The organism is Pectobacterium colocasium, assembly GCF_020181655.1.
GTDB lineage: Bacteria > Pseudomonadota > Gammaproteobacteria > Enterobacterales > Enterobacteriaceae > Pectobacterium > Pectobacterium colocasium.
Window position 1 is genome coordinate 3745263 of sequence record NZ_CP084032.1, and the last position, 22018, is coordinate 3767280.

Consider the following 22018-nt stretch of genomic DNA (forward strand, 5'->3'; position numbering starts at 1 on the left):
TTTATTGAGGAATAGCAATTACGGCAGGTTAACAATTTCGACCCAGTTCGCACCTTTTCCAGTCGGGTATTGCCCGACGCGTACTAAATCCCCGTTGTCCTGATTGATGCGATACACCGACAGCGATGTCGATTTTTCACCGCTGGCGATCAAGAATTTCCCACTTGGATCGATCTGAATACCGCGCGGCTGCGTTTCTGTCGGGTAGCGCGTAATGTATTTCAACTGGCCGGTTTTCGGTTCTACCCGCAGCAGCGTAATCGTGCTTTTGGTGCGCTCCGATACGTACAGGAATTTTCCATTTGGCGTCAGACGTAAATCGGCACTCCAGATCTGCGGTCGGCTGTCGGCGTTCTTTTTATCCGGTGTGATCGTTCCCGCCCGCATGCCAGCATCGGCCGGAACGGTGTCCGTGTAATCCAGTAACGTCAGTTGCCCCGTCTTTTCATTCAACGCCAGACGCGCGACAGTGCCAGACAACTCATTGCTCACATAGAGCGTTTTGTTATCTGGCGATAACACCAGATGGCGAGGCCCGTTCCCCTCAGGCAGTTTAATTTCCGCCGGCTCATTCGGCGTCAACGTGCCCGTTTTCGCATCAAACCGGAACTGAACGATCTGATCGCTGCCCAGATTGCTGGCAAAGACGAACTTATTTTGGCGATCGGCAATAATACTGTGCGCCTTCTCCCCTGTCGGCACCACCGTGACCACGCTCGCGTTCACCTTGCCGTCTTTATCAATCCCGTTAACCGCAACTTTATTACCACCGTACGAAGCGCTAAGCAGCCATTTTCCGGTGAAATCCGTCGAAAGATAAGCCATGCTGTCCGGTAGTTCCGCTTTGCCTAACGGGCTTAGGGCACCGCTTTTAGGATCGATTTTATAACTTACCGCCGAGTAGGGAATGCCGCGCGTGGCCGCATAGAGGAACGATTTATCCGGACTCACGGCCATCGGCATCACTTTCGCCCCTGCTGCCACTTTCCCGATAGCGGTCAATTCGCCGCTTTGCGTATTGAGTGTGTAGGCGTCAATAGCACCGTCAGCGGCCGCCGAGACGTAAACGGCCGTTACCGCCTGCGCCCCCATCGACCACAGCGCTACGGCTGGCAGAAGTGCCCCCCCCATTAATACTGCAAGGCTTTTTTTCTTAACCACCTGATAATCCTTAAACATACTGTCCCCTGTCGATAGTGTGATAGCGATACGCTAAATCAATCCCAGAAAAAACGAAATATCCCCGTCAGACATCAGACGTGTAAAGATATTCTGGCATCTCATTCGGCTCTGCCGGATACTATAGATTCTGCTTTTAACATCATATTAACGTTCACACTATGTCTCTTCAGCAACAATCTATCTCACCCCAGCCTCAACCAGGACTCAGCCTGTCGCTGACCCTGATTATGTCTGTCGCGACCGGCCTCGCCGTCGCCAGTAACTATTATGCCCAGCCGCTGTTGGAAACCATTGCCAGAGTCTTTGAGCTTTCCGTCAATCAGGCCGGGTTCATTGTCACCGCCGCACAGCTGGGTTATGCCGTCGGCCTGCTGTTTTTGGTTCCGTTGGGGGACATGTTTGAACGCCGGACGCTGATCGTCGGCATGACGTTACTCGCCGCAGGCGGGATGCTGCTCACCGCCTCCGCTCCCACGCTCTGGATAATGATTGCCGGTACGGCGTTAACCGGGCTGTTCTCCGTTGTCGCCCAGTTGCTGGTGCCGCTCGCCGCGACGCTGGCGACGCCGGAAACGCGCGGTAAAGTGGTCGGCACGATTATGAGCGGTCTTCTGCTTGGCATTCTGCTGGCGCGTACCGTCGCGGGTGCGCTTGCTTCACTCGGCGACTGGCGCACTGTGTACTGGGTTGCCAGCACGCTGATGGTCATCATGGCATTGATTCTGTGGCGGGCACTGCCGCGTATTCCTCAGCAAAGCACGCTGAACTACCCGCAGTTGCTGATCTCAATCTTCCGACTGTTCTCCAACACCCCACTGCTGCGCACGCGCGCCATTCTGGGCTGCCTGTCCTTTGCCAACTTCAGCATTCTGTGGACGTCGATGGCCTTCCTGCTGGCTTCACCGCCATACGGTTATTCCGAAGGCGTAATCGGCCTGTTTGGTCTGGTTGGTGCCGCGGGAGCATTAGCAGCATCGCGCGCAGGGCGTCTGGTCGATCAGGGCAAAGCCAAGCCGACCACCAGCGTGGGGATTATCCTGCTTTTGCTGTCATGGGGCTGTATCGGGCTCGGCATTCATTCCATCGCGGCGCTGCTCATTGGTATCATCGTGCTGGATCTGGCGGTTCAGGGCGTGCACGTCACTAACCAGAGCGTCATCTACCGTATGATGCCTGAAGCACGTAACCGACTGACAGCCGGTTATATGACCAGCTACTTCATTGGCGGCGCGCTGGGTTCACTCCTTTCTGCCTCGGCTTATCAGCATTGGGGCTGGCTGGGTGTTTGTGGCGCGGGCGCGATTATCAGCCTGTTGAATCTGATGGTGTGGTGGCGAAGCCATCATCACGAGACGCAGGAAGCCATGTCGGCGCTGTAGCTCCTCGCGTTTGTCACTCTCCCGGTTGAGCCCTCTCCGTTGAGACCGTTTCTTCCGGGAAAGTGACGTCCGATACCATTGCGCTGAAAATTATCACGTCCGTTTCGCAATAGCGTGAAATTCCGGTAACGCTTTGCTAGTGTTATCGATTAATTCCCTTTAAGTACAAAAAATATCAGGCCAGTGAAGACATTAATTACTCCCGCACCATCAGTACCGACAAAGTCTGCGTCCTTTAGCGAAGGCGTCTTTGACAGTCTTCCCATTATTATCGGCTACATGCCCGTGGCATTCGCGTTTGGCATGAACGCGGTCAAGTTAGGATTTACGCCGCTGGAAGGTATTTTCCTCTCCTGCATCATTTACGCGGGTGCCAGCCAGTTTGTCATCACCGCCCTGCTTAGCGCCGGCATGTCCATCTGGGTGGCGGCCTTGACCGTTATGGCGATGGATGTTCGCCATGTGCTATATGGGCCGGCGCTACGGCATCGCATTGCACAGCGGCTGCCGACCCGCAAAACCGCGCTCTGGGCGTTCGGCCTGACGGACGAAGTCTTTGCCGCCGCCGCTACCCGGCTGGCAAAAGACAACCGACGCTGGTCAGAAAACTGGATGATGGGCGTGTCACTGCTCGCCTGGCTCTCATGGGTGCTCGGTACGGTGATCGGCGCCGTGTTCGGCAACGGCCCACTGGACGACTACCCTGCCGTCGAAGCCGCGCTGTCTTTCATGCTGCCCGCGCTTTTCCTCAGCTTTTTACTCGCCTCTTTCAAGCGCAAACAGAGCCTGGTCGTAGCCTGCGCGCTAGGCGGCGCGCTGCTGGGATTGCTGCTTTCCTCCATTCCCGCCGCAATACTGCTCGGCATTCTCAGCGGCTGTCTGGCTTCGCTGGTTAACCCCGCCACGCCACAGGTGAACACATGAGTACGGAAGTCATTCTTATCGGGCTGATTGTCGGGCTGGTGAACTACCTCTTCCGCTATCTGCCCCTGCGGCTGAGCGCCTCACGCGCCTCCGGCTCGTTGCAGCGCGGTAAAAAAGCGCTGTTGCTTGATAGCATCGGCATTGCTTCTATTTGTGCGCTGCTGATTGTTTCCAGCGTGCCGGATATTCTCGCGCATCACGAAAAGCTGCTGCCAACGCTGGTCGGCTTTATGACGCTGACAGCCTGTTTTTATAAAACCCGCAGCATCGTCTTATCAACGTTACTGGGCGCGCTGTGCTATGGAATTGCGTTTAAGCTGCTTTGAATTCGCAGCCTGAATTATCAAATAAGATTTTGATTTAAATAAAGTAAACGGCGAGTTATTCCTTATTTACGCTATTCTTCGTTTACTTTCTGTCACAGAAATAAGCACAATTTCCCACCTGAATGCCGTTTACCCATTTAGTAACATTAGTTACTATGCACTCCGTGATTAATGAGGTTTATATAAAAAATGGACAGTTCATTCACTCCTATAGAACAAATGCTCGACCTGCGTGCTTCACGTAAACCAGGATTCCCACGTCAAGAAGTCTTACTATTGCGCCTTTTCATGCATGTCCAAGGCAAAATTCTGGAACACAGAAACAGAATGCTGAAAGATCAGGGCATCAATGAAACCCTCTTCATGGCATTGCTGACGCTGGAATCTCAAGAGTCTTATAGCATTCAGCCTTCCGAACTCAGCGCAGCGCTGGGGTCATCACGTACCAATGCGACGCGTATTGCTGACGATCTGGAGAAAAGAGGCTGGATTGAGCGGCGCGAAAGTAGCAATGACAGACGCTGCCTGCACCTGCATCTGACAGAAGAAGGCAAAGCCTTTCTCGGTAAATTACTGCCACCACAGCACCACAGCATGCATGTGCTGTGCTCGGCGCTTGAGTCCAGTGAACAAGCTCAGCTTGAAGCCCTGATGAGAAAACTTCTGGCTCGGCTGGATGAAATGGACGACCTCGATAACCTATAACGTCGCTATTCCATAGTGCCGACAGTCAATAACATCAACGGTTAATAACAACAGAAAACAACAAAGCATCATAGTCGGCACTTTTTTCACCCGGAATGACCCGATGCATGCGTATCGGGCAGGTGGGTTTTGCTGCGAAAAACAGGCATGACCTTTCCGCCGTCGCGACGTGCGGTTTAGCAAAACGGCAATCTCAGGCTCCGGGCGAGGCGATCTGCAAACGCCACCGAGCGGCACAACAAGATGAATTCATTGCGACTACCGCCAGGCTGCCCAGTCTGGTGCGACAGGCGATACAAAGAGAATAAAAAGAGAGAGAACAGCATGAGTGAAAGTGTGGAAAATCAGGTGCCCAAAACGCCACCAAGAAACAAAAAACAACAGCGTAAGCGAGTGCTATCGCTGATGACGTTTATTTTCGTCGTGCTGGGCTGCGCTTGGCTGGTTTACTGGTTCCTGGTACTCAGACACCACCAAAGCACTGACGATGCCTACGTCGCAGGTAATCAGATTCAGATCATGGCGCAGGTCAGCGGCAGCGTCACCCATGTTAACGTCGACAATACCGATTTTGTTAAGCAGGGACAGGTACTGGTGGAGCTGGATCCTACCGATGCTCAACAGGCGTTTGAACGCGCGAAAACCGAACTGGCCAACAGCGTGCGCCAGACGCACCAATTGATTATTAACAGTAAGCAGTATCAGGCTAACATTGAACTGCGCCAAACCGAGTTGAACAAGGCACAAAGCGATTTGAGCCGCCGGGAAGCGCTGGGCAGCGCCAATGCCATCGGGCGTGAAGAAGTGCAGCATGCTCGTGATGCCGTCGCGACCGCCAAAGCCGCGCTGGAAGTCGCCAGACAGCAATATCAGGCGAATCAAGCGATGATTCTGGATACGCCGCTTGAGAAGCAGCCAGCGATACAGCAAGCCTCGGTAGCAATGCGCGATGCCTGGCTGGCGCTACAGCGCACCAAAATCGTCAGCCCGATTGACGGTTATGTCTCACGTCGCAGCGTACAAATTGGTGCGCGTATCTCTCCGACGTCAGCGCTAATGGCCGTGGTGCCTGCCAATCACCTGTGGGTCGATGCGAACTTCAAAGAGACACAGTTGGCCAATATGCGTATCGGCCAGCCAGCTACCGTGGTCGCAGATATCTACGGTGATGACGTGGTGTACCAGGGGAAAGTCGTCGGCCTCGATATGGGAACCGGTAGCGCGTTCTCTCTGTTGCCCGCTCAAAATGCGACCGGCAACTGGATTAAGGTCGTTCAGCGCCTGCCCGTCCGTATTGAACTCGATCCCAAGCAGGTCGCCGAACATCCGTTGCGTATCGGCCTGTCTGCGCTGGTTAATGTCGATACCGCCAATACAGAAGGCAGCGCGTTAGCAGAAACCTCACGCACCACGCCAGCCTACCAAAGCGATGCGCTGACGCTGGATCTCACCCCTGTTAACCAGGACATCAGCGCCATTATTCAGGCGAACGCCGGTTAATCGGGCAGGAGAGAAACGTGCAGAGAGAACCGCTTAAAGGTGCCAGTCTGGCCTGGATGACCGTTGCTCTGTCGCTGGCAACGTTCATGCAGGTGCTGGACTCCACCATCGCCAACGTCGCTATTCCGACCATCGCCGGTAATCTGGGTGCGTCCAACTCGCAGGGAACGTGGGTCATCACCTCGTTCGGTGTCGCTAACGCCATCTCCATCCCTATCACTGGCTGGCTGGCCAAACGGTTTGGCGAAGTCCGCCTGTTTCTGTGGTCAACGGCGCTCTTCGCCCTGACATCCTGGCTGTGTGGTGTATCCAGCAGCCTGGAAATGCTGATTTTCGCCCGCGTGTTGCAGGGGATTGTCGCCGGACCGCTGATCCCGCTGTCACAGAGTCTGTTGCTCAGCAACTACCCTCCGGCGAAACGCAGCATCGCCCTGGCGCTGTGGTCAATGACCGTGGTCGTCGCGCCGATCTGTGGCCCGATTCTGGGCGGCTGGATTAGCGACAACTATCACTGGGGTTGGATATTCTTCATCAACGTTCCGTTGGGCATCGCCGTGGTGTTTATTGCTATGCAAACGCTGCGCGGGCGAGAAACCAAAACCGAGATCAAGCCCATCGATACTATCGGGTTGGCGCTGTTGATCGTCGGTATCGGTAGCTTGCAGATGATGCTCGATCGGGGAAAAGAGCTGGATTGGTTTAACTCGACGGAAATCATCACCCTGACCGTTGTGGCGGTGATTGCAATCGCATTCCTGATTGTCTGGGAACTAACGGACGACCATCCAGTGGTGGATTTGTCGCTGTTTAAGTCGCGCAACTTCACCATTGGCTGTCTGTGTATCAGTCTCGCCTACATGTTCTACTTCGGGGCGATCGTACTCTTGCCGCAGCTGTTGCAGGAGGTGTATGGCTATACCGCTACTTGGGCCGGGCTGGCGTCCGCACCGGTTGGGTTGATGCCAGTGGTGCTGTCGCCGATTATCGGTCGCTTCGCACCGCGTCTGGATATGCGCAAGCTGGTGACGTTCAGCTTTATTATGTACGCAGTCTGTTTCTATTGGCGTGCGTACACCTTCGAGCCGGGGATGGATTTCGGCGCCTCGGCCTGGCCGCAGTTCGTTCAGGGGTTTGCCGTGGCCTGCTTCTTCATGCCGCTGACGACCATCACGCTGTCTGGGCTTCCGCCGGAACGTTTGGCGGCGGCATCGAGCCTGTCGAACTTTGCCCGAACGCTGGCAGGTTCGATCGGAACATCGATTACCACCACGCTCTGGACACAGCGCGAATCGCTGCACCATGCGCATCTTACGGAGTCGATCACGCCGTATAACCCCATCGCGCAGGAAACGTATCAGCAGCTTCAGGCAATGGGAATGAGCCCGACACAGGCCTCAGCTTACATCGCACAACAGATTACCGCACAGGGACTGATTATCTCCGCCAACGAGATTTTCTGGGCCGCCGCGGGCGTATTCCTGGTGCTGCTGGTGCTGGTCTGGTTCGCTAAGCCCCCCTTTACCTCCGGCGGTGGAGGCGGTGGCGCGCACTAGTTCGTTCACAATCTATCTTTCCCCTTCCGTCAACAGCGGGCCGAAGGGGAACCTTCTCTTATTATTCCCCCTTCCCTGATTAATCAGATGCCCTTAATCCTGATAGCACAGTAGCGAATAAGGATTTACAGATTCGGGATAAACATATTTTCACATTCCGATTACAATGCGCCTCTTTTTATTCGGGGATGAGTGGTTCTGCTATGTCACAGGTTTTACATTTCATTTTGGCAACGGCGGCAATTTTTTTGCTGGCGTTGCTCGTCAGCCATGACAGAAAACGCATCCGCCTGCGCTTTATTGTGCAGTTGCTGGTGATTGAAGTTTTGCTGGCCTATTTCCTTTTGCATTCCAGCATCGGGCTTAACGCGATTAGTTCCTTTGCGGGTTTATTTGAAAAGCTCTTATCTTTTGCCAATCAAGGAACCGACTTTGTGTTCGGCGGGATGAATGCACAGGGTCTGTCTTTTATCTTCCTCAATGTGCTCTGCCCTATCGTGTTTATTTCCGCGCTGATCGGCATTTTGCAGCACTGGCGAATTTTGCCTTTGATTATCAAAGGTATCGGCACGCTGCTGTCCAAGGTCAACGGGATGGGGAAGCTGGAATCGTTTAACGCGGTGAGCACCCTGATGCTCGGACAGTCGGAGAACTTTATCGTCTATAAAGGCATCATCGCCGACATGTCCCCACGGCGGATGTACACAATGGCCGCGACGGCGATGTCGACCGTGTCGATGTCGATCATCAGCGCTTACATGACCATGCTGGACGCCAAATACGTGGTTGCGGCGCTGATTCTGAATATGTTCAGCACCTTTATCGTGCTGTCGATCATCAACCCTTACCAGCCTGACGATGAACCAGAATTGAAGCTGGAAAAGCTGCATGAAAACCAAAGCTTCTTTGAAATGCTGGGGGAATACATCCTTGCTGGTTTTAAAGTGGCGATGATTATTATGGCAATGCTGATCGGCTTCGTGGCCTTGATTGCCGCCGTGAACGCGCTGTTCAGCACCGTTTTCGGTATTAGCTTCCAGGCAATTATGGGCTATGTCTTTTCACCGCTGGCGTGGCTGATCGGCATTCCGTCTTCCGATATCCTGAATGCGGGCAGCATCATGGCGACCAAGCTGGTGGCGAATGAATTCGTTGCCATGATCGAATTGAAGAAGATCGCGGCAGAGATGTCGCCACGCGGACTGGGCATTTTGTCCGTGTTCCTGATTTCCTTCGCCAACTTCGCGTCAATCGGCATTATCGCGGGCGCTATCAAAGGGCTGAATGAAGCACAGGGCAACGTGGTATCACGCTTCGGCCTGAAGCTGGTTTATGGTTCTACGCTGGTGAGCTTGCTGTCTGCGGCAGTTGCGGGACTGGTGCTTTAATTTTTAATTACAAATCAAAAAATTAATAACCAGATAATGACGAAATCACATATTAGGGGAAACGCGGGGATAAGGTTCCCGCAGGGATGCCTTACCCCGTGGTAGCCCCGAGTATCTCGATCTCATCGCCATGATTTTCAACAAAATCATCAGCCCCTGAAAAGGGGCTGATAAAAAAATCAGAACGCGACGCAGACGGGTGCATCGATCCGCATGACGGATTCCTGCGCGAAACGAGCTTTGTAGGTGGTGCGCAGCGCTTCAATATCACGCTCTTTATCGGAACCATGAATCAGCATCAGCGCTTTGCTGTTCTCCCGGGCAACAACCCCATCGTTCCCCAGCCATTGTCCTTTAGCATCGAACACCGTCAGCCCTTCTTTAAAGCGCGGTGTCACTTCGCCATCCAGAAACGCTTTCCACTCAGCATCGGAGATCACCGGGCCAGCGGGACGATTCAAACCAAAATACAGCGTAGTCTGTACCTGTTTGTCGCCAATCTTACACGCCTCAACGACTGGTGCAGCGGCAACCGCGGTGGATGCGCGCGGTAACGAACTGCAACCGCTTGCCAGTAATGCGCCCAACAACAACGATACCGCAATAACGTTCTGCTTCATCAATCATTCTCTCATCCGTGGTTATGCCTTCTCAGGGAGAGCATTCCCCCCTGAGAGCCGATGCGCACGATCAGCCGACACGTACTATCAGTCGACACGTACTATCAGGCCTGATTCTGTCGCCACCACTCGGACAGTAAAATGCCCGTTGCGACCGAAATATTCAGACTTTCAACCTTACCAGTACCGCCGATAGAGACTTTCACATCCCCTTGCTGCCAGGCGCTATCTGACAGGCCATCACCTTCCTGACCCAGCACAATCACGGTTTTCGCCGGAAGCGTCGCTTGCGACAATGCCGTGCCTTTATGGCTGGATGTGGTCACGATGGTGTAGCCAGCGCGACGGAATTCCGCCAGCACGGACAGGAAATCGTCAGCGTTAATCGCTTTAACGTGTTCCGCCCCGCCTTCTGCCGTACGCACGGCCGCGCCGGATTCCAGCAGCGCCGAATCCTGCACCAGAATACCTTTCACGCCGAAATGTGCGCAACTGCGCATAATGCCGCCGAGGTTGTGCGGGTTACCCACATCTTCCAGTGCCAGTACACAGTCGTGCTCACCCGCCGTTTTCAGATACTCACGCACATCCATGCCCTGACGCTTTTTAATCAGGAAGCAGACGCCGCCGTGGTGTTCAGTACCGGAGGCCTTAATCAGCTCTTCCTCTTCCACAACGTGGTACGCCTTGCGGTTTGCCGCCATCCAGCGCAGTGCATCGCGGAAACGCGGCGTCACTTCTTGCAGGAACCAGGCGCGAACAATCACCTCAGAGCGGTTTTTAAACAGCGCCTGGCAGGCATTCTCGCCGTAAACACGAGTTTCTTCCTGACGCTGGCGACGCAGTTGCTCAGGATCGATCTGGCTTTTGCCCGTAATACCGCCGTGATCCGGCGTTTCGCTATCGCCCGGCGCACGAGACACGGTTTTCCACGGAGATTCATAACCGCCCGTTTCTTCACCGCGTGGACGCCGAGGACGATCGCCGCTGCGTTCGTTACGATCTTTATTGCCCCACGGCGTTTTATTGCTCTCGCCGTCGCGGGACGGATTTTCCCGGGCATAGCGCGGGTTAACGTCACGCGGATGCTTCGGCTTTTCACGCGGATCCCGTGAACCGCCGCCATCACGCCGATCGCCACGACGATCTTTGTCAGTTGGGCGCTTGTTTTTATTCTCTTTCTCGCCCTCATCATCACTGCGGACGTACATCACACGGACTTTGCCGCTTTTACTATTGAATGAATCGCTCATTGTTTTCTCCACCTACGCGCTGGGCGCGAAGATTACCTTATGTACACCCGCTTAGCCACACGCTTGTGGTAAAAGAGCGCTAACAGTCAGAAGCTATTGTAGCTATTGGGCAAACCACGTTGTTGCCATCATGTCTCCCCACCATAATTTATTCACTTTTAAGCAACATGCCGTTGACTTTCCAATGCCGCATTACGCGCATTTTATCAGCGACATCTTTATTTTAGCCCTTTTATCTGAGGCCCTGTTATGAATACGGTATGTGGATCTTGCCAAACAACCAATCGCTTGCCAGAAGCGCGTGTTGATGACCATGCAAAGTGTGGCCGTTGCGGAGAAACCTTATTCAGCGGCGACGTCATCAACGCCACAGAGGCAACGCTCGATAAACTATTGCAGGACGATCTTCCCGTTGTGGTCGATTTCTGGGCACCCTGGTGCGGCCCCTGCGTCAACTTCGCTCCCGTGTTCGAAAACGTCGCGCAGGAGCGTAGTGGAACAATCCGTTTTATTAAGGTTAACACCGAAGCCGAACCAGCGCTCAGCGCACGTTTCCGCATCCGCAGCATTCCAACCCTCATGATCTTCAAACAGGGTCAGATGATCGACATCCTTAACGGCGCGCTGCCGAAGGCACAGTTTGAAGAGTGGCTGGATGAATCACTGTAGAAAACAGTGAGGCATCATTGCCTCTCCCCTTTTGGTCAACCCGCCTGTCGATTAGAATGTCGCCTTTCTGAACCTGCTTCCCGATGATTACAACGAAGCAGGTTCGTTGCAGAATCTCATGGCGTCACCTATTTCATGATCAACCATCCTTTAATGGCCAACCGTCCTACCCTGGACAATGCCGTACTTCGCCTGCGTCAGCAGCGTCTTGAGCAGTCAACCAAACCGTTCCGCGCCCGTGGCTGCCGCGTCGTACGCTGCCAGCAGTGTTTGTTGCCCGCAACCACCTGTCTGTGCCACACCTTTCAGACACAGCCATCCCGCAGCCGCTTCTGTCTGGTGATGTTTGATACCGAGCCGCTAAAGCCAAGCAATACCGGACGCCTCATCGCCGATATCCTGCCTGAGACACAGGCGTTTCTCTGGTCACGCACCGAGCCCGATCCCCAATTGCTTGTGGCTCTGCAAGACACGGATGTTCAGCCCTATCTGGTCTTCCTCGCCGATACCGCGGAAGAAGGGCGCCAGGTGTTTCACCAGCTTCCCGCCACGGAAAAGCCTGCGCTATTTGTCTTACTCGATGGTACGTGGCCGGAAGCGCGCAAGATGTTCCGCAAAAGCCCCTATCTGGACAATCTGCCAATCCTGTCGCTGAATGTAGAGGCCCTTTCCCGCTATCAGTTGCGTGAAGCCAGCAGCGCAGGACAACACTGCACCGCCGAGATTGCTATCGCCCTGCTTGCTCAGGCAGGCGATACCGTTGCAGCTGACGCGCTATCGCAACACTTTGACCGTTTCCGGCGACACTATCTGGCCGGGAAATCACACCACAGCGTGCGGGAAAATTTACCCATCGTCACAGCACAAGCGGCAGAAAGCGTTTAGTATCAAAGGGGATTGCTGTGTAAGGAGTGACGCATGAGCCAGCGCGGATTGGAAGCACTGTTACGCCCTAAGTCTATTGCCGTTCTCGGCGCATCAGAAAAGCCGGGACGAGCCGGTTTTCTGATGATGAAAAACCTGCTGGACGGCCATTTCAGCGGCCCTGTGCTGCCCGTTACGCCGAAATATCGCGCGGTTTGCGGCGTGCTGGCCTATCCGACAGTCACCAGCCTGCCGATGACACCCGACCTTGCCGTGATCTGTACCAACGCGAGCCGTAATCTGACGCTGTTAGAGGAACTGGGGCAAAAGGGCTGCAAAACCGTCATTATTCTCTCCGCGCCGCCGGCCCAGTTCAGCGAATTAAAGGCCTGCGCCGTGCGCTATCACATGCGCTTGCTTGGCCCCAACAGCTTAGGACTACTCGCGCCCTGGCAAGGCCTGAATGCCAGTTTCTCGCCAGTACCGATTATGAAAGGCAAACTGGCATTTATCTCGCAGTCGGCCGCCGTTTCTAACACGATACTGGATTGGGCGCAGCAGCGCGGTATTGGCTTTTCCTATTTTATCGCCTTGGGCGACAGCCTGGATATTGATGTCGACGACCTGCTCGATTTTCTGGCACGCGATGGCAAAACCAGCGCGATTCTGCTGCACCTGGAACACATTAGCGATGCACGCCGCTTCCTTTCCGCCTCTCGGAGCGCCTCCCGAAATAAACCGATATTGGTGATCAAAAGCGGGCGCAGCCAGCAGGCACAGCAACTACTGAATGACCAGCGCCACGGTCTGGATGCCGCCTATGATGCAGCCATTCAACGAGCAGGCTTGCTGCGAGTACGGGATACGCATGAGCTGTTTTCCGCAGTGGAAACCTTAAGCCACCTGCGACCGCTACGCGGTGAACGCTTGATGCTAGTGAGCAACGGCGCATCACCGGCCGCACAGGCACTGGATCAGCTTCTCAGCCGGCAAGGCAAACTGGCACAGCTCAGCGAGGCGACCCGTCAAGCGCTACAGGAAGCATTGCCGCAGACCGTTACTATCGGTAATCCGCTCGATCTGCGTGATGATGCGACAGCCGCTCGCTATCAGGCAGCGATTTCGGTCCTACTGGACAGTGACGACGTCGATGCGCTCTTGATCATTCACGCGCCCAGCGCTGCCGCCCCCAGCACCGAAAGCGCTGCCCAACTGATTACGCTCTTTCAACAACATCCGCGTGGGAAAAGAATTACGCTACTGACCAACTGGTGTGGCGAATTCTCCTCGCAGGAAGCACGGCGCTTATTTAATGACGCTGGCATTCCGACCTATCGCACGCCAGAAGGCGCGGTAACCGCCTTTATGCATATCGTCGAATATCGGCGTAATCAGAAACAGTTAAAGGAAACCCCAGCGCTGCCGCTGGATTTGGGCATCAACGCCAGTCAGGCACATGCGCTAATTCATCAGGCACTGTCAGATGGCGTCACTCAGCTCGATACGCATGAAGTTCAGCCAATTCTGCAAGCCTATGGTTTAAATACCTTACCCACCTGGATTGCTGGCGACAGTGCAGAAGCCGTCCATATTGCCGAGCAGATTGGCTACCCGGTCGCGATTAAGCTGAGATCGCCAGATATTCCGCATAAATCGGAAGTGCAGGGCGTCATGCTATACCTGCGAACCGCCAGAGAAGTCCAGCAGGCGGCAGATGCCATTCTTGACCGGGTGAAACGTACCTATCCGCAGGCGCGTATTTACGGCCTGTTGGTACAAAGCATGGCAAATCGCGCCGGTGCGCAGGAACTCAGGATTGCCGTCGAACAAGACCCCGTTTTCGGCCCGCTGATTATGTTGGGCGAAGGCGGCGTTGAGTGGCGAGAACAACAGGCTGCCGTCGCCCTGCCTCCGCTGAATATGACGCTGGCTCGCTATCTGGTGCTGCAAGCCGTGAAAGGTGGCAAGATTCGTGAATACAGCGCGTTGCGCCCGCTGGATATTCCCGCGCTCAGCCGCTTGCTGGTTCAGGTTTCTAACCTGATTCTCGACTGCCCTGAAATTTCCCGACTAGACATTCACCCCTTGCTGGCGTCCGGGGATGCGTTCACGCTGCTGGACGTCACGCTGCATCTAACACCGTTCAGTGGCGATCCCCAATCAAGGCTGGCAATCCGCCCCTACCCACATGAACTGGAAGAAACGGTCATCCTCAAAAATAGTGATACCTGCCTGTTTCGGCCGATTTTGCCGGAAGACGAACCGCTGCTCAGCTCGTTCATCGCAAGGGTGACAAAAGAAGACCTGTATTACCGTTATTTCAGCGAAATTAATGAATTTACTCACGAAGACTTAGCCAATATGACGCAAATTGACTACGATCGTGAGATGGCATTTGTTGCCGTACGCCAGCTCGGTGAGGAAACAGAGATTATTGGCGTGACGCGCGCAATTTCCGACCCGGATAATACGGACGCGGAATTTGCCGTGCTGGTACGCTCCGATCTAAAAGGGCTGGGCCTTGGCAGACGGTTGTTAGAAAAGCTGATCGATTACGCACGGGCGCACGGTCTCTCTCGCTTGACCGGCATTACCATGCCGCATAATCAAGGCATGATCCAGCTGTCCAAAAAGCTCGGTTTTCATATCGACGTGCAATTAGAAGAGGGTATTGTGACGCTGGACTTGCCGCTGAAAGACTGATCGCACGACGTGACATGGCTCTTGCCGCGGGAATTGTTATCACAAAACAGGGTCACAACAGCCGGAAAGTAATGGTATTATCGCCCATTCGGCTACTCCTTAACTTTTGATAATGACCAGAAGGTCATATACCCTAGTGCAGCTCGAAGTATGGTGGGTATAAACTGATGAGAGAAGAAACGCACTGTGATGCTGTCAAATTTTAAACGCAATAAATACCAACAGCACCTTGCACAACTGCCCAGAATCCCTCAGAACGCAGATGATGTTCAGACGTTGCATTCGCCTGAGCTTTTCCGCACGACGCTGATTAACGCCATTTTGAGCGCTAAAAAGCGCGTCTATATCGTGGCGTTGTATCTTGAACGTGACGATGGCGGCATGGGGATTCTATCCGCAATTTATGAAGCCAAACGGCAGTGTCCAGAGCTGGATGTCCGTGTTTTGGTAGACTGGCATCGTGCTCAGCGTGGCAGGATCGGCGCAGCGGCAGAAAATACCAATGCCGATTGGTACTGCGACATGGCGAAAAAACATCCAGACACGCATTTCCCTATCTATGGTATTCCAGTCAACACGCGCGAAGCGTTGGGCGTGCTGCACCTGAAAGGGTTCATTGTCGATGACACGGTCATCTATAGCGGAGCCAGCCTGAATGATGTTTATCTGCATCAGCATCAGAAGTACCGCTATGATCGCTATCAGCTGATCCATAATCCGGTATTGGCTGATACGATGGTGCAATACATCCAGACAATGCTGTCGGCACCGGCAGTGCAGCGGTTGGATCATACTGATCGCCCGAAGAGTCTGGAAATCAAAAATGATATCAAGCAGTTCCGCCAAGCGTTACGCACCGCCAGTTATCAGGCCCCGGAACACCGTGCGGATGTGAATGAATTAACCGTCACACCATTGGTCGGACTGGGAAAGCAAAGCCCGCTGAATAAGACCATACATCACCTGATGTATTGCGCTGATGAGCATCTGGTCATCTGTACCCCTTATTTCAATCTGCCAGCACTGCTGGTCAGAAATATCATCAGGCTATTGCGGGACGGCAAGAAAGTAGAAATTATTATTGGCGATAAGACCGCTAACGATTTCTATATTCCAGAAGACCAGCCTTTCAAAATCATCGGTGCACTACCCTATCTCTATGAGATTAACCTGCGACGCTTCCTGAGCCGTCTGGAACGCTACATTGAGAATCAGCAGCTTGTTGTGCGGTTATGGAAAGACGGCGACAACAGCTTCCACCTGAAAGGCATGTGGATCGATGACAAATGGCAACTGCTGACGGGGAATAACCTTAATCCTCGCGCATGGCGTCTGGATCTGGAAAACGCCATCCTGATTCACGATCCTCAGCAGGTTTTATTACAGCAACGTCTGGACGAACTGGATAAAATCAGAACGCATACCCACATCGTAAAAAGCTATATGGAACTGGAAAGCATCGCGCAATATCCGGTGAAAGTCCGTAAGCTAATACGACGCCTGCGCCGTATTCGTATCGATCGGCTCATCAGTCGCATTCTCTAAGACTCACGCTATACTTTGAAAAACCTCGGCTTCCGGGGTTTTTTATTATCTCTGGGGAGGCTCTATGCGCTTACTGTGCGTCGCCGCAATAATTTGCTGCTCTGGATGCAGTCACATCGCGCAAGATCGCTGGACAGGCCAGGATAAAGCCCAACATTTTCTCGCCTCAGCCGCCATCAGCGCCGCCGGATATGAATATGGCACGCATCAGCGCTGGAGTTCAGATCGTAGCGGCGGATTCGGCATTATGTTGTCAATCAGCATGGGGATGGCAAAAGAGCTTTATGATAGCCGAGAAGGCGGAACGGGCTGGAGCTGGCAAGATCTTGTTTGGGATATAGCCGGTGCCACCACCGGCTATGCACTATGGCAATTATCTGAACACTAAAGCTTCATCCCTTTGCCTTTACGGTGCAACGTTAGCGATACAATAAACGCAATCGCTCCCATTCCTGATACGTACCAGAAGAAAGCCGTTTCCATACCAAACGATTTCAGCGAAAGCGCAACATATTCAGCCGAACCACCAAACAAGGCATTCGCCACGGCATAAGATAAACCAACGCCTAACGCACGGACTTCAGGCGGGAACATTTCTGCTTTTAAAATACCGCTAATGGACGTGTAGAAACTGACAATAATCAGTGAAAGCATCACCAGCGCGAAAGCAATGACAGGGCTAGTCACACTCTGTAGCACCGTCAGAATAGGCACCGTCAGCAGTGCCGCAAGCCCACCGAAGAAAAGCATTGAACTACGCCGCCCAATCTTATCCGACAGCGCGCCAAAGAACGGTTGCAGCAGCATAAAAATGAACAGGGCGAGAGTCATTAACCCACTCGCCGTTTTCGCATGCATTCCCGCCGTATTCACCAGATATTTTTGCATGTAAGTGGTAAACGTATAAAAGGCTAAGGAACCACCGGCAGTAAAACCCAGTACGGTAATAAAGGCGCGGCGATGTTTCCACAGCCCCGCAAGAGAACCAGCATCTTTATGTTCGCGAGTCGTTTTATCCGATGTTTCATTCAAAGAGCGGCGTAAATAAAGCGCCACAATCGCCAAAATAGCACCGAGAGCAAAAGGAATACGCCATCCCCACGCATGCAAATCCTCATCACTCAGAATCTGCTGCAAGATTACAACAACTAACAGTGCCAGCAATTGGCCTCCAATCAGCGTGACATATTGAAAAGACGCATAGAATCCCTTTCTTCCCTCAACGGCAACCTCACTCATATATGTTGCACTGGTACCATATTCTCCACCGACGGAAAGACCTTGAAATAAGCGAGCTAATAACAATAAAAAGGGAGCCCAGGTACCAATAGTTTCATATCCCGGCAAACATGCAATAACCAGCGATCCAAGACACATCATGCAAACCGAAATTAGCATTGAATTTTTACGACCATGCTTGTCTGCAATGTAACCGAAAAGCCAACCGCCTATCGGTCTCATTAAAAAGCCTGCTGCAAAAACCCCTGCGGTTTGTAGTAATTGAGTGGTGGTATTTCCCGAAGGGAAAAAGATATGGGCAAAATAGATTGAGCAAAAGGAATAAACATAAAAATCAAACCACTCAACCAAATTACCCGATGAAGCGCCAACTATAGCTCGGATACGCTGACGCGCATCTTTCGCATTTTCCGTTAGATCAGTCATCCTATTTTATTCTCCTGTTTTTCTGGGCATAAAACGATGCCCGCTATAGTAAAGCAGCACTTAAACTTTGAGGCAAAAAGTTCCTGATTGTAATAATTTATTAATGTAACAACGCAGGCAGCACTTTTAATTATTCGTAAATGAAACAGGGATAAATAAAGCAGATATAAACAGAACGTTATTATGAGGAGAGTTAATAAGAAGATAAGTAGAGTTTATTCAGATAAAGGAAACGAGCCAGTATTCCAAAATAGAAATAAACAAAAGGCCATCCTTAACAGGATGGCCTTTTGTCTTAATTGATACCTGGCAGTTCCCTACTCTCACATGGGGAAGCCCCACACTACCATCGGCGCTACGGCGTTTCACTTCTGAGTTCGGCATGGGGTCAGGTGGGACCACCGCGCTATCGCCGCCAGATAAATTCTTTTTTAAGCCGAACATTAACCCAAATAACTGGTGCTGATACCCAGAGTCGAACTGGGGACCTCACCCTTACCAAGGGTGCGCTCTACCAACTGAGCCATATCAGCGCACCTGTGTAATTTGATGCCTGGCAGTTCCCTACTCTCACATGGGGAAGCCCCACACTACCATCGGCGCTACGGCGTTTCACTTCTGAGTTCGGCATGGGGTCAGGTGGGACCACCGCGCTATCGCCGCCAGGCAAATTCTGTTTCATTCCAACCGTCGCACTTTAGTCGCTTTCGCTTCTCTCTGCACAACCATCAGAACCAATCTTCGAACAAGCTGAGTATTGTTTTTTATGAGTCGCCTCACAAAACACCTTCGGTGTTGTAAGGTTAAGCCTCTCGGGTCATTAGTACTGGTCAGCTCAACGTATCGCTACGCTTACACACCCAGCCTATCTACGTCGTCGTCTTCAACGGCCCTTCAGGGACATCAAGTGTCCAGGGAAGACTCATCTCGAGGCAAGTTTCCCGCTTAGATGCTTTCAGCGGTTATCTCTTCCGCACTTAGCTACCGGGCAATGCAATTGGCATCACAACCCGTACACCAGTGGTGCGTTCACTCCGGTCCTCTCGTACTAGGAGCAACCCCTCTCAATCTTCCAGCGCCCACGGCAGATAGGGACCGAACTGTCTCACGACGTTCTAAACCCAGCTCGCGTACCACTTTAAATGGCGAACAGCCATACCCTTGGGACCTACTTCAGCCCCAGGATGTGATGAGCCGACATCGAGGTGCCAAACACCGCCGTCGATATGAACTCTTGGGCGGTATCAGCCTGTTATCCCCGGAGTACCTTTTATCCGTTGAGCGATGGCCCTTCCATTCAGAACCACCGGATCACTAAGACCTGCTTTCGCACCTGCTCGAGCTGTCACTCTCGCAGTCAAGCTAGCTTATGCCTTTGCACTAACCTCCTGATGTCCGACCAGGATTAGCTAACCTTCGTGCTCCTCCGTTACGCTTTGGGAGGAGACCGCCCCAGTCAAACTACCCACCAGACACTGTCCGCAACCCGGTTTACGGGCCCACGTTAGAACATCAAACATTAAAGGGTGGTATTTCAAGGTCGGCTCCATGCAGACTGGCGTCCACACTTCAAAGCCTCCCACCTATCCTACACATCAAGGCTCAAGGTTCAGTGTCAAGCTATAGTAAAGGTTCACGGGGTCTTTCCGTCTTGCCGCGGGTACACTGCATCTTCACAGCGAGTTCAATTTCACTGAGTCTCGGGTGGAGACAGCCTGGCCATCATTACGCCATTCGTGCAGGTCGGAACTTACCCGACAAGGAATTTCGCTACCTTAGGACCGTTATAGTTACGGCCGCCGTTTACCGGGGCTTCGATCAAGAGCTTCTCCTTACGGATAACCCCATCAATTAACCTTCCGGCACCGGGCAGGCGTCACACCGTATACGTCCACTTTCGTGTTTGCACAGTGCTGTGTTTTTATTAAACAGTTGCAGCCAGCTGGTATCTTCGACTGGTCTCAGCTCCATCCGCAAGGGACTTCACCTTACACCAGCGTGCCTTCTCCCGAAGTTACGGCACCATTTTGCCTAGTTCCTTCACCCGAGTTCTCTCAAGCGCCTGAGTATTCTCTACCTGACCACCTGTGTCGGTTTGGGGTACGATTCGGTGTTACCTGGAGCTTAGAGGCTTTTCCTGGAAGCGTAGCATCAGTTACTTCATCACCGTAGTGACTCGTCATCACGCCTCAGTGTTAACGATGACCCGGATTTACCAAAGTCACCCACCTTCACGCTTAAACCGGGACAACCGTCGCCCGGATAACCTAGCTTTCTCCGTCCCCCCTTCGCAGTAACACCCAGTACAGGAATATTAACCTGTTTCCCATCGACTACGCTTTTCAGCCTCGCCTTAGGGGTCGACTCACCCTGCCCCGATTAACGTTGGACAGGAACCCTTGGTCTTCCGGCGTGCGGGTTTTTCACCCGCATTATCGTTACTTATGTCAGCATTCGCACTTCTGATACCTCCAGCAGCCCTCACAGGCCACCTTCGCAGGCTTACAGAACGCTCCCCTACCCAACAACACCTGAGTGTCGCTGCCGCAGCTTCGGTGCATGGTTTAGCCCCGTTACATCTTCCGCGCAGGCCGACTCGACCAGTGAGCTATTACGCTTTCTTTAAATGATGGCTGCTTCTAAGCCAACATCCTGGCTGTCTGTGCCTTCCCACATCGTTTCCCACTTAACCATGACTTTGGGACCTTAGCTGGCGGTCTGGGTTGTTTCCCTCTTCACGACGAACGTTAGCACCCGCCGTGTGTCTCCCGTGATAACATTCTTCGGTATTCGCAGTTTGCATCGGGTTGGTAAGTCGGGATGACCCCCTAGCCGAAACAGTGCTCTACCCCCGAAGATGAATTCACGAGGCGCTACCTAAATAGCTTTCGGGGAGAACCAGCTATCTCCCGGTTTGATTGGCCTTTCACCCCCAGCCACAAGTCATCCGCTAATTTTTCAACATTAGTCGGTTCGGTCCTCCAGTTAGTGTTACCCAACCTTCAACCTGCCCATGGCTAGATCACCGGGTTTCGGGTCTATACCCTGCAACTTAACGCCCAGTTAAGACTCGGTTTCCCTGCGGCTCCCCTAAACGGTTAACCTTGCTACAGAATATAAGTCGCTGACCCATTATACAAAAGGTACGCAGTCACCTAACAAGTAGGCTCCCACTGCTTGTACGTACACGGTTTCAGGTTCTATTTCACTCCCCTCGCCGGGGTTCTTTTCGCCTTTCCCTCACGGTACTGGTTCACTATCGGTCAGTCAGGAGTATTTAGCCTTGGAGGATGGTCCCCCCATATTCAGACAGGATGTCACGTGTCCCGCCCTACTCATCGAACTCACACCTTGTGCATTTTTGTGTACGGGACTATCACCCTTTACTGTGCGACTTTCCAGACGCTTCCACTAACACACAAACTGATTCAGGTTCTGGGCTCTTCCCCGTTCGCTCGCCGCTACTGGGGGAATCTCGGTTGATTTCTTTTCCTCGGGGTACTGAGATGTTTCAGTTCCCCCGGTTCGCCTCATTAACCTATGGATTCAGTTAATGATAGTGTGTCGAAACACACTGGGTTTCCCCATTCGGGTATCGTCGGGTATAACGCTTCATATCAGCTTACCGACGCTTATCGCAGATTAGCACGCCCTTCATCGCCTCTGACTGCCTAGGCATCCACCGTGTACGCTTAGTCGCTTAACCTCACAACCCGAAGGTGTCTTTGATAAATCAAAGTCA

Annotated in this window: 17 protein-coding genes, 1 tRNA gene and 3 rRNA genes; 13 read left to right on the forward strand and 8 right to left on the reverse strand. The window is 52.9% G+C overall.

The window, feature by feature from the left end; all coding sequences use genetic code 11:
• Positions 1 to 18: 18 nt before the first annotated feature.
• The gene (locus LCF41_RS16980) at positions 19 to 1179 is read right to left on the reverse strand and encodes a lactonase family protein (RefSeq protein WP_225085579.1); all 1161 of its coding nucleotides are present in this window, start codon (positions 1177 to 1179) and stop codon (positions 19 to 21) included.
• Between the two features lie 161 nt (positions 1180 to 1340).
• Here LCF41_RS16980 and LCF41_RS16985 point away from each other — a divergent pair, with 161 nt between their 5' ends.
• The 8 genes from LCF41_RS16985 (at position 1341) to LCF41_RS17020 (ending at position 8957) form a co-directional block, all read left to right on the forward strand.
• The gene (locus tag LCF41_RS16985) at positions 1341 to 2561 is read left to right on the forward strand and encodes an MFS transporter (protein WP_225085580.1); all 1221 of its coding nucleotides are present in this window, start codon (positions 1341 to 1343) and stop codon (positions 2559 to 2561) included.
• A gap of 183 nt (positions 2562 to 2744) precedes the next feature.
• Positions 2745 to 3485, forward strand: a complete 741-nt coding sequence (locus LCF41_RS16990; protein WP_225085581.1) for an AzlC family ABC transporter permease — start codon at positions 2745 to 2747, stop codon at positions 3483 to 3485.
• The gene (gene ygaH, locus LCF41_RS16995; protein WP_225085582.1) at positions 3482 to 3811 is read left to right on the forward strand and encodes an L-valine transporter subunit YgaH; all 330 of its coding nucleotides are present in this window, start codon (positions 3482 to 3484) and stop codon (positions 3809 to 3811) included. Before LCF41_RS16990 ends, ygaH begins: the two co-directional genes overlap by 4 nt.
• A 189-nt stretch (positions 3812 to 4000) precedes the next feature.
• A complete protein-coding gene (gene mprA / locus LCF41_RS17000) occupies positions 4001 to 4516 on the forward strand; it encodes a transcriptional repressor MprA (protein WP_225085583.1) in 516 nt (171 codons plus the stop codon).
• A gap of 107 nt (positions 4517 to 4623) precedes the next feature.
• Positions 4624 to 4824 carry a hypothetical protein gene (locus LCF41_RS17005; RefSeq protein ID WP_225085584.1) on the forward strand — a complete coding sequence of 67 codons (201 nt, stop codon included), beginning with the start codon at positions 4624 to 4626 and terminating at the stop codon, positions 4822 to 4824.
• A gap of 16 nt (positions 4825 to 4840) precedes the next feature.
• Positions 4841 to 6016 carry a multidrug efflux MFS transporter periplasmic adaptor subunit EmrA gene (gene emrA, locus LCF41_RS17010; protein WP_225085585.1) on the forward strand — a complete coding sequence of 392 codons (1176 nt, stop codon included), beginning with the start codon at positions 4841 to 4843 and terminating at the stop codon, positions 6014 to 6016.
• 56 nt (positions 6017 to 6072) lie between these two features.
• A complete protein-coding gene (gene emrB, locus LCF41_RS17015; protein WP_431191565.1) occupies positions 6073 to 7569 on the forward strand; it encodes a multidrug efflux MFS transporter permease subunit EmrB in 1497 nt (498 codons plus the stop codon).
• 203 nt (positions 7570 to 7772) lie between these two features.
• Positions 7773 to 8957 carry a NupC/NupG family nucleoside CNT transporter gene (locus LCF41_RS17020; RefSeq protein WP_225085587.1) on the forward strand — a complete coding sequence of 395 codons (1185 nt, stop codon included), beginning with the start codon at positions 7773 to 7775 and terminating at the stop codon, positions 8955 to 8957.
• A gap of 179 nt (positions 8958 to 9136) precedes the next feature.
• Here the strand turns inward: LCF41_RS17020 and LCF41_RS17025 are convergent, their stop codons facing one another.
• Entirely contained in the window at positions 9137 to 9577 is a 441-nt protein-coding gene (locus LCF41_RS17025; RefSeq protein ID WP_225085588.1) for a DUF3574 domain-containing protein, read from the reverse strand.
• Positions 9578 to 9681: 104 nt separating this feature from the next.
• A complete protein-coding gene (locus LCF41_RS17030; RefSeq protein WP_225085589.1) occupies positions 9682 to 10830 on the reverse strand; it encodes a tRNA/rRNA methyltransferase in 1149 nt (382 codons plus the stop codon).
• Positions 10831 to 11079: 249 nt separating this feature from the next.
• On the opposite strand from LCF41_RS17030, the gene trxC reads away from it, so the two are divergent.
• The 5 genes from trxC (at position 11080) to LCF41_RS17055 (ending at position 16999) form a co-directional block, all read left to right on the forward strand.
• A complete protein-coding gene (gene trxC, locus LCF41_RS17035; RefSeq protein WP_225085590.1) occupies positions 11080 to 11499 on the forward strand; it encodes a thioredoxin TrxC in 420 nt (139 codons plus the stop codon).
• A gap of 153 nt (positions 11500 to 11652) precedes the next feature.
• On the forward strand, positions 11653 to 12384 hold the full coding sequence (locus tag LCF41_RS17040) for a tRNA-uridine aminocarboxypropyltransferase (RefSeq protein WP_225088211.1): 732 nt from the start codon (positions 11653 to 11655) through the stop codon (positions 12382 to 12384).
• Positions 12385 to 12417: 33 nt separating this feature from the next.
• Entirely contained in the window at positions 12418 to 15066 is a 2649-nt protein-coding gene (locus tag LCF41_RS17045) for a bifunctional acetate--CoA ligase family protein/GNAT family N-acetyltransferase (protein WP_225085591.1), read from the forward strand.
• Between the two features lie 189 nt (positions 15067 to 15255).
• A complete protein-coding gene (pssA, locus tag LCF41_RS17050; RefSeq protein WP_225088212.1) occupies positions 15256 to 16611 on the forward strand; it encodes a CDP-diacylglycerol--serine O-phosphatidyltransferase in 1356 nt (451 codons plus the stop codon).
• Positions 16612 to 16675: 64 nt separating this feature from the next.
• Positions 16676 to 16999, forward strand: coding sequence for a YfiM family lipoprotein (locus tag LCF41_RS17055; RefSeq protein WP_225085592.1), 324 nt, complete (start codon positions 16676 to 16678; stop codon positions 16997 to 16999).
• Here LCF41_RS17055 and LCF41_RS17060 read toward each other — a convergent pair.
• The 5 genes from LCF41_RS17060 to LCF41_RS17080 all read right to left on the reverse strand — a co-directional run bounded on the left by LCF41_RS17060 (position 16996) and on the right by LCF41_RS17080 (position 21982).
• On the reverse strand, positions 16996 to 18276 hold the full coding sequence (locus LCF41_RS17060; RefSeq protein ID WP_225085593.1) for an MFS transporter: 1281 nt from the start codon (positions 18274 to 18276) through the stop codon (positions 16996 to 16998). The genes LCF41_RS17055 and LCF41_RS17060 overlap by 4 nt on opposite strands.
• Positions 18277 to 18580: 304 nt before the next feature.
• A 5S ribosomal RNA gene (gene rrf / locus LCF41_RS17065) occupies positions 18581 to 18696 on the reverse strand.
• Positions 18697 to 18733: 37 nt separating this feature from the next.
• Positions 18734 to 18809 (reverse strand) — tRNA-Thr (locus LCF41_RS17070).
• Between the two features lie 18 nt (positions 18810 to 18827).
• Positions 18828 to 18943 (reverse strand): 5S ribosomal RNA (gene rrf, locus LCF41_RS17075).
• A 132-nt stretch (positions 18944 to 19075) separates the two neighbouring features.
• Positions 19076 to 21982 (reverse strand): 23S ribosomal RNA (locus LCF41_RS17080).
• Positions 21983 to 22018 lie beyond the last annotated feature (36 nt).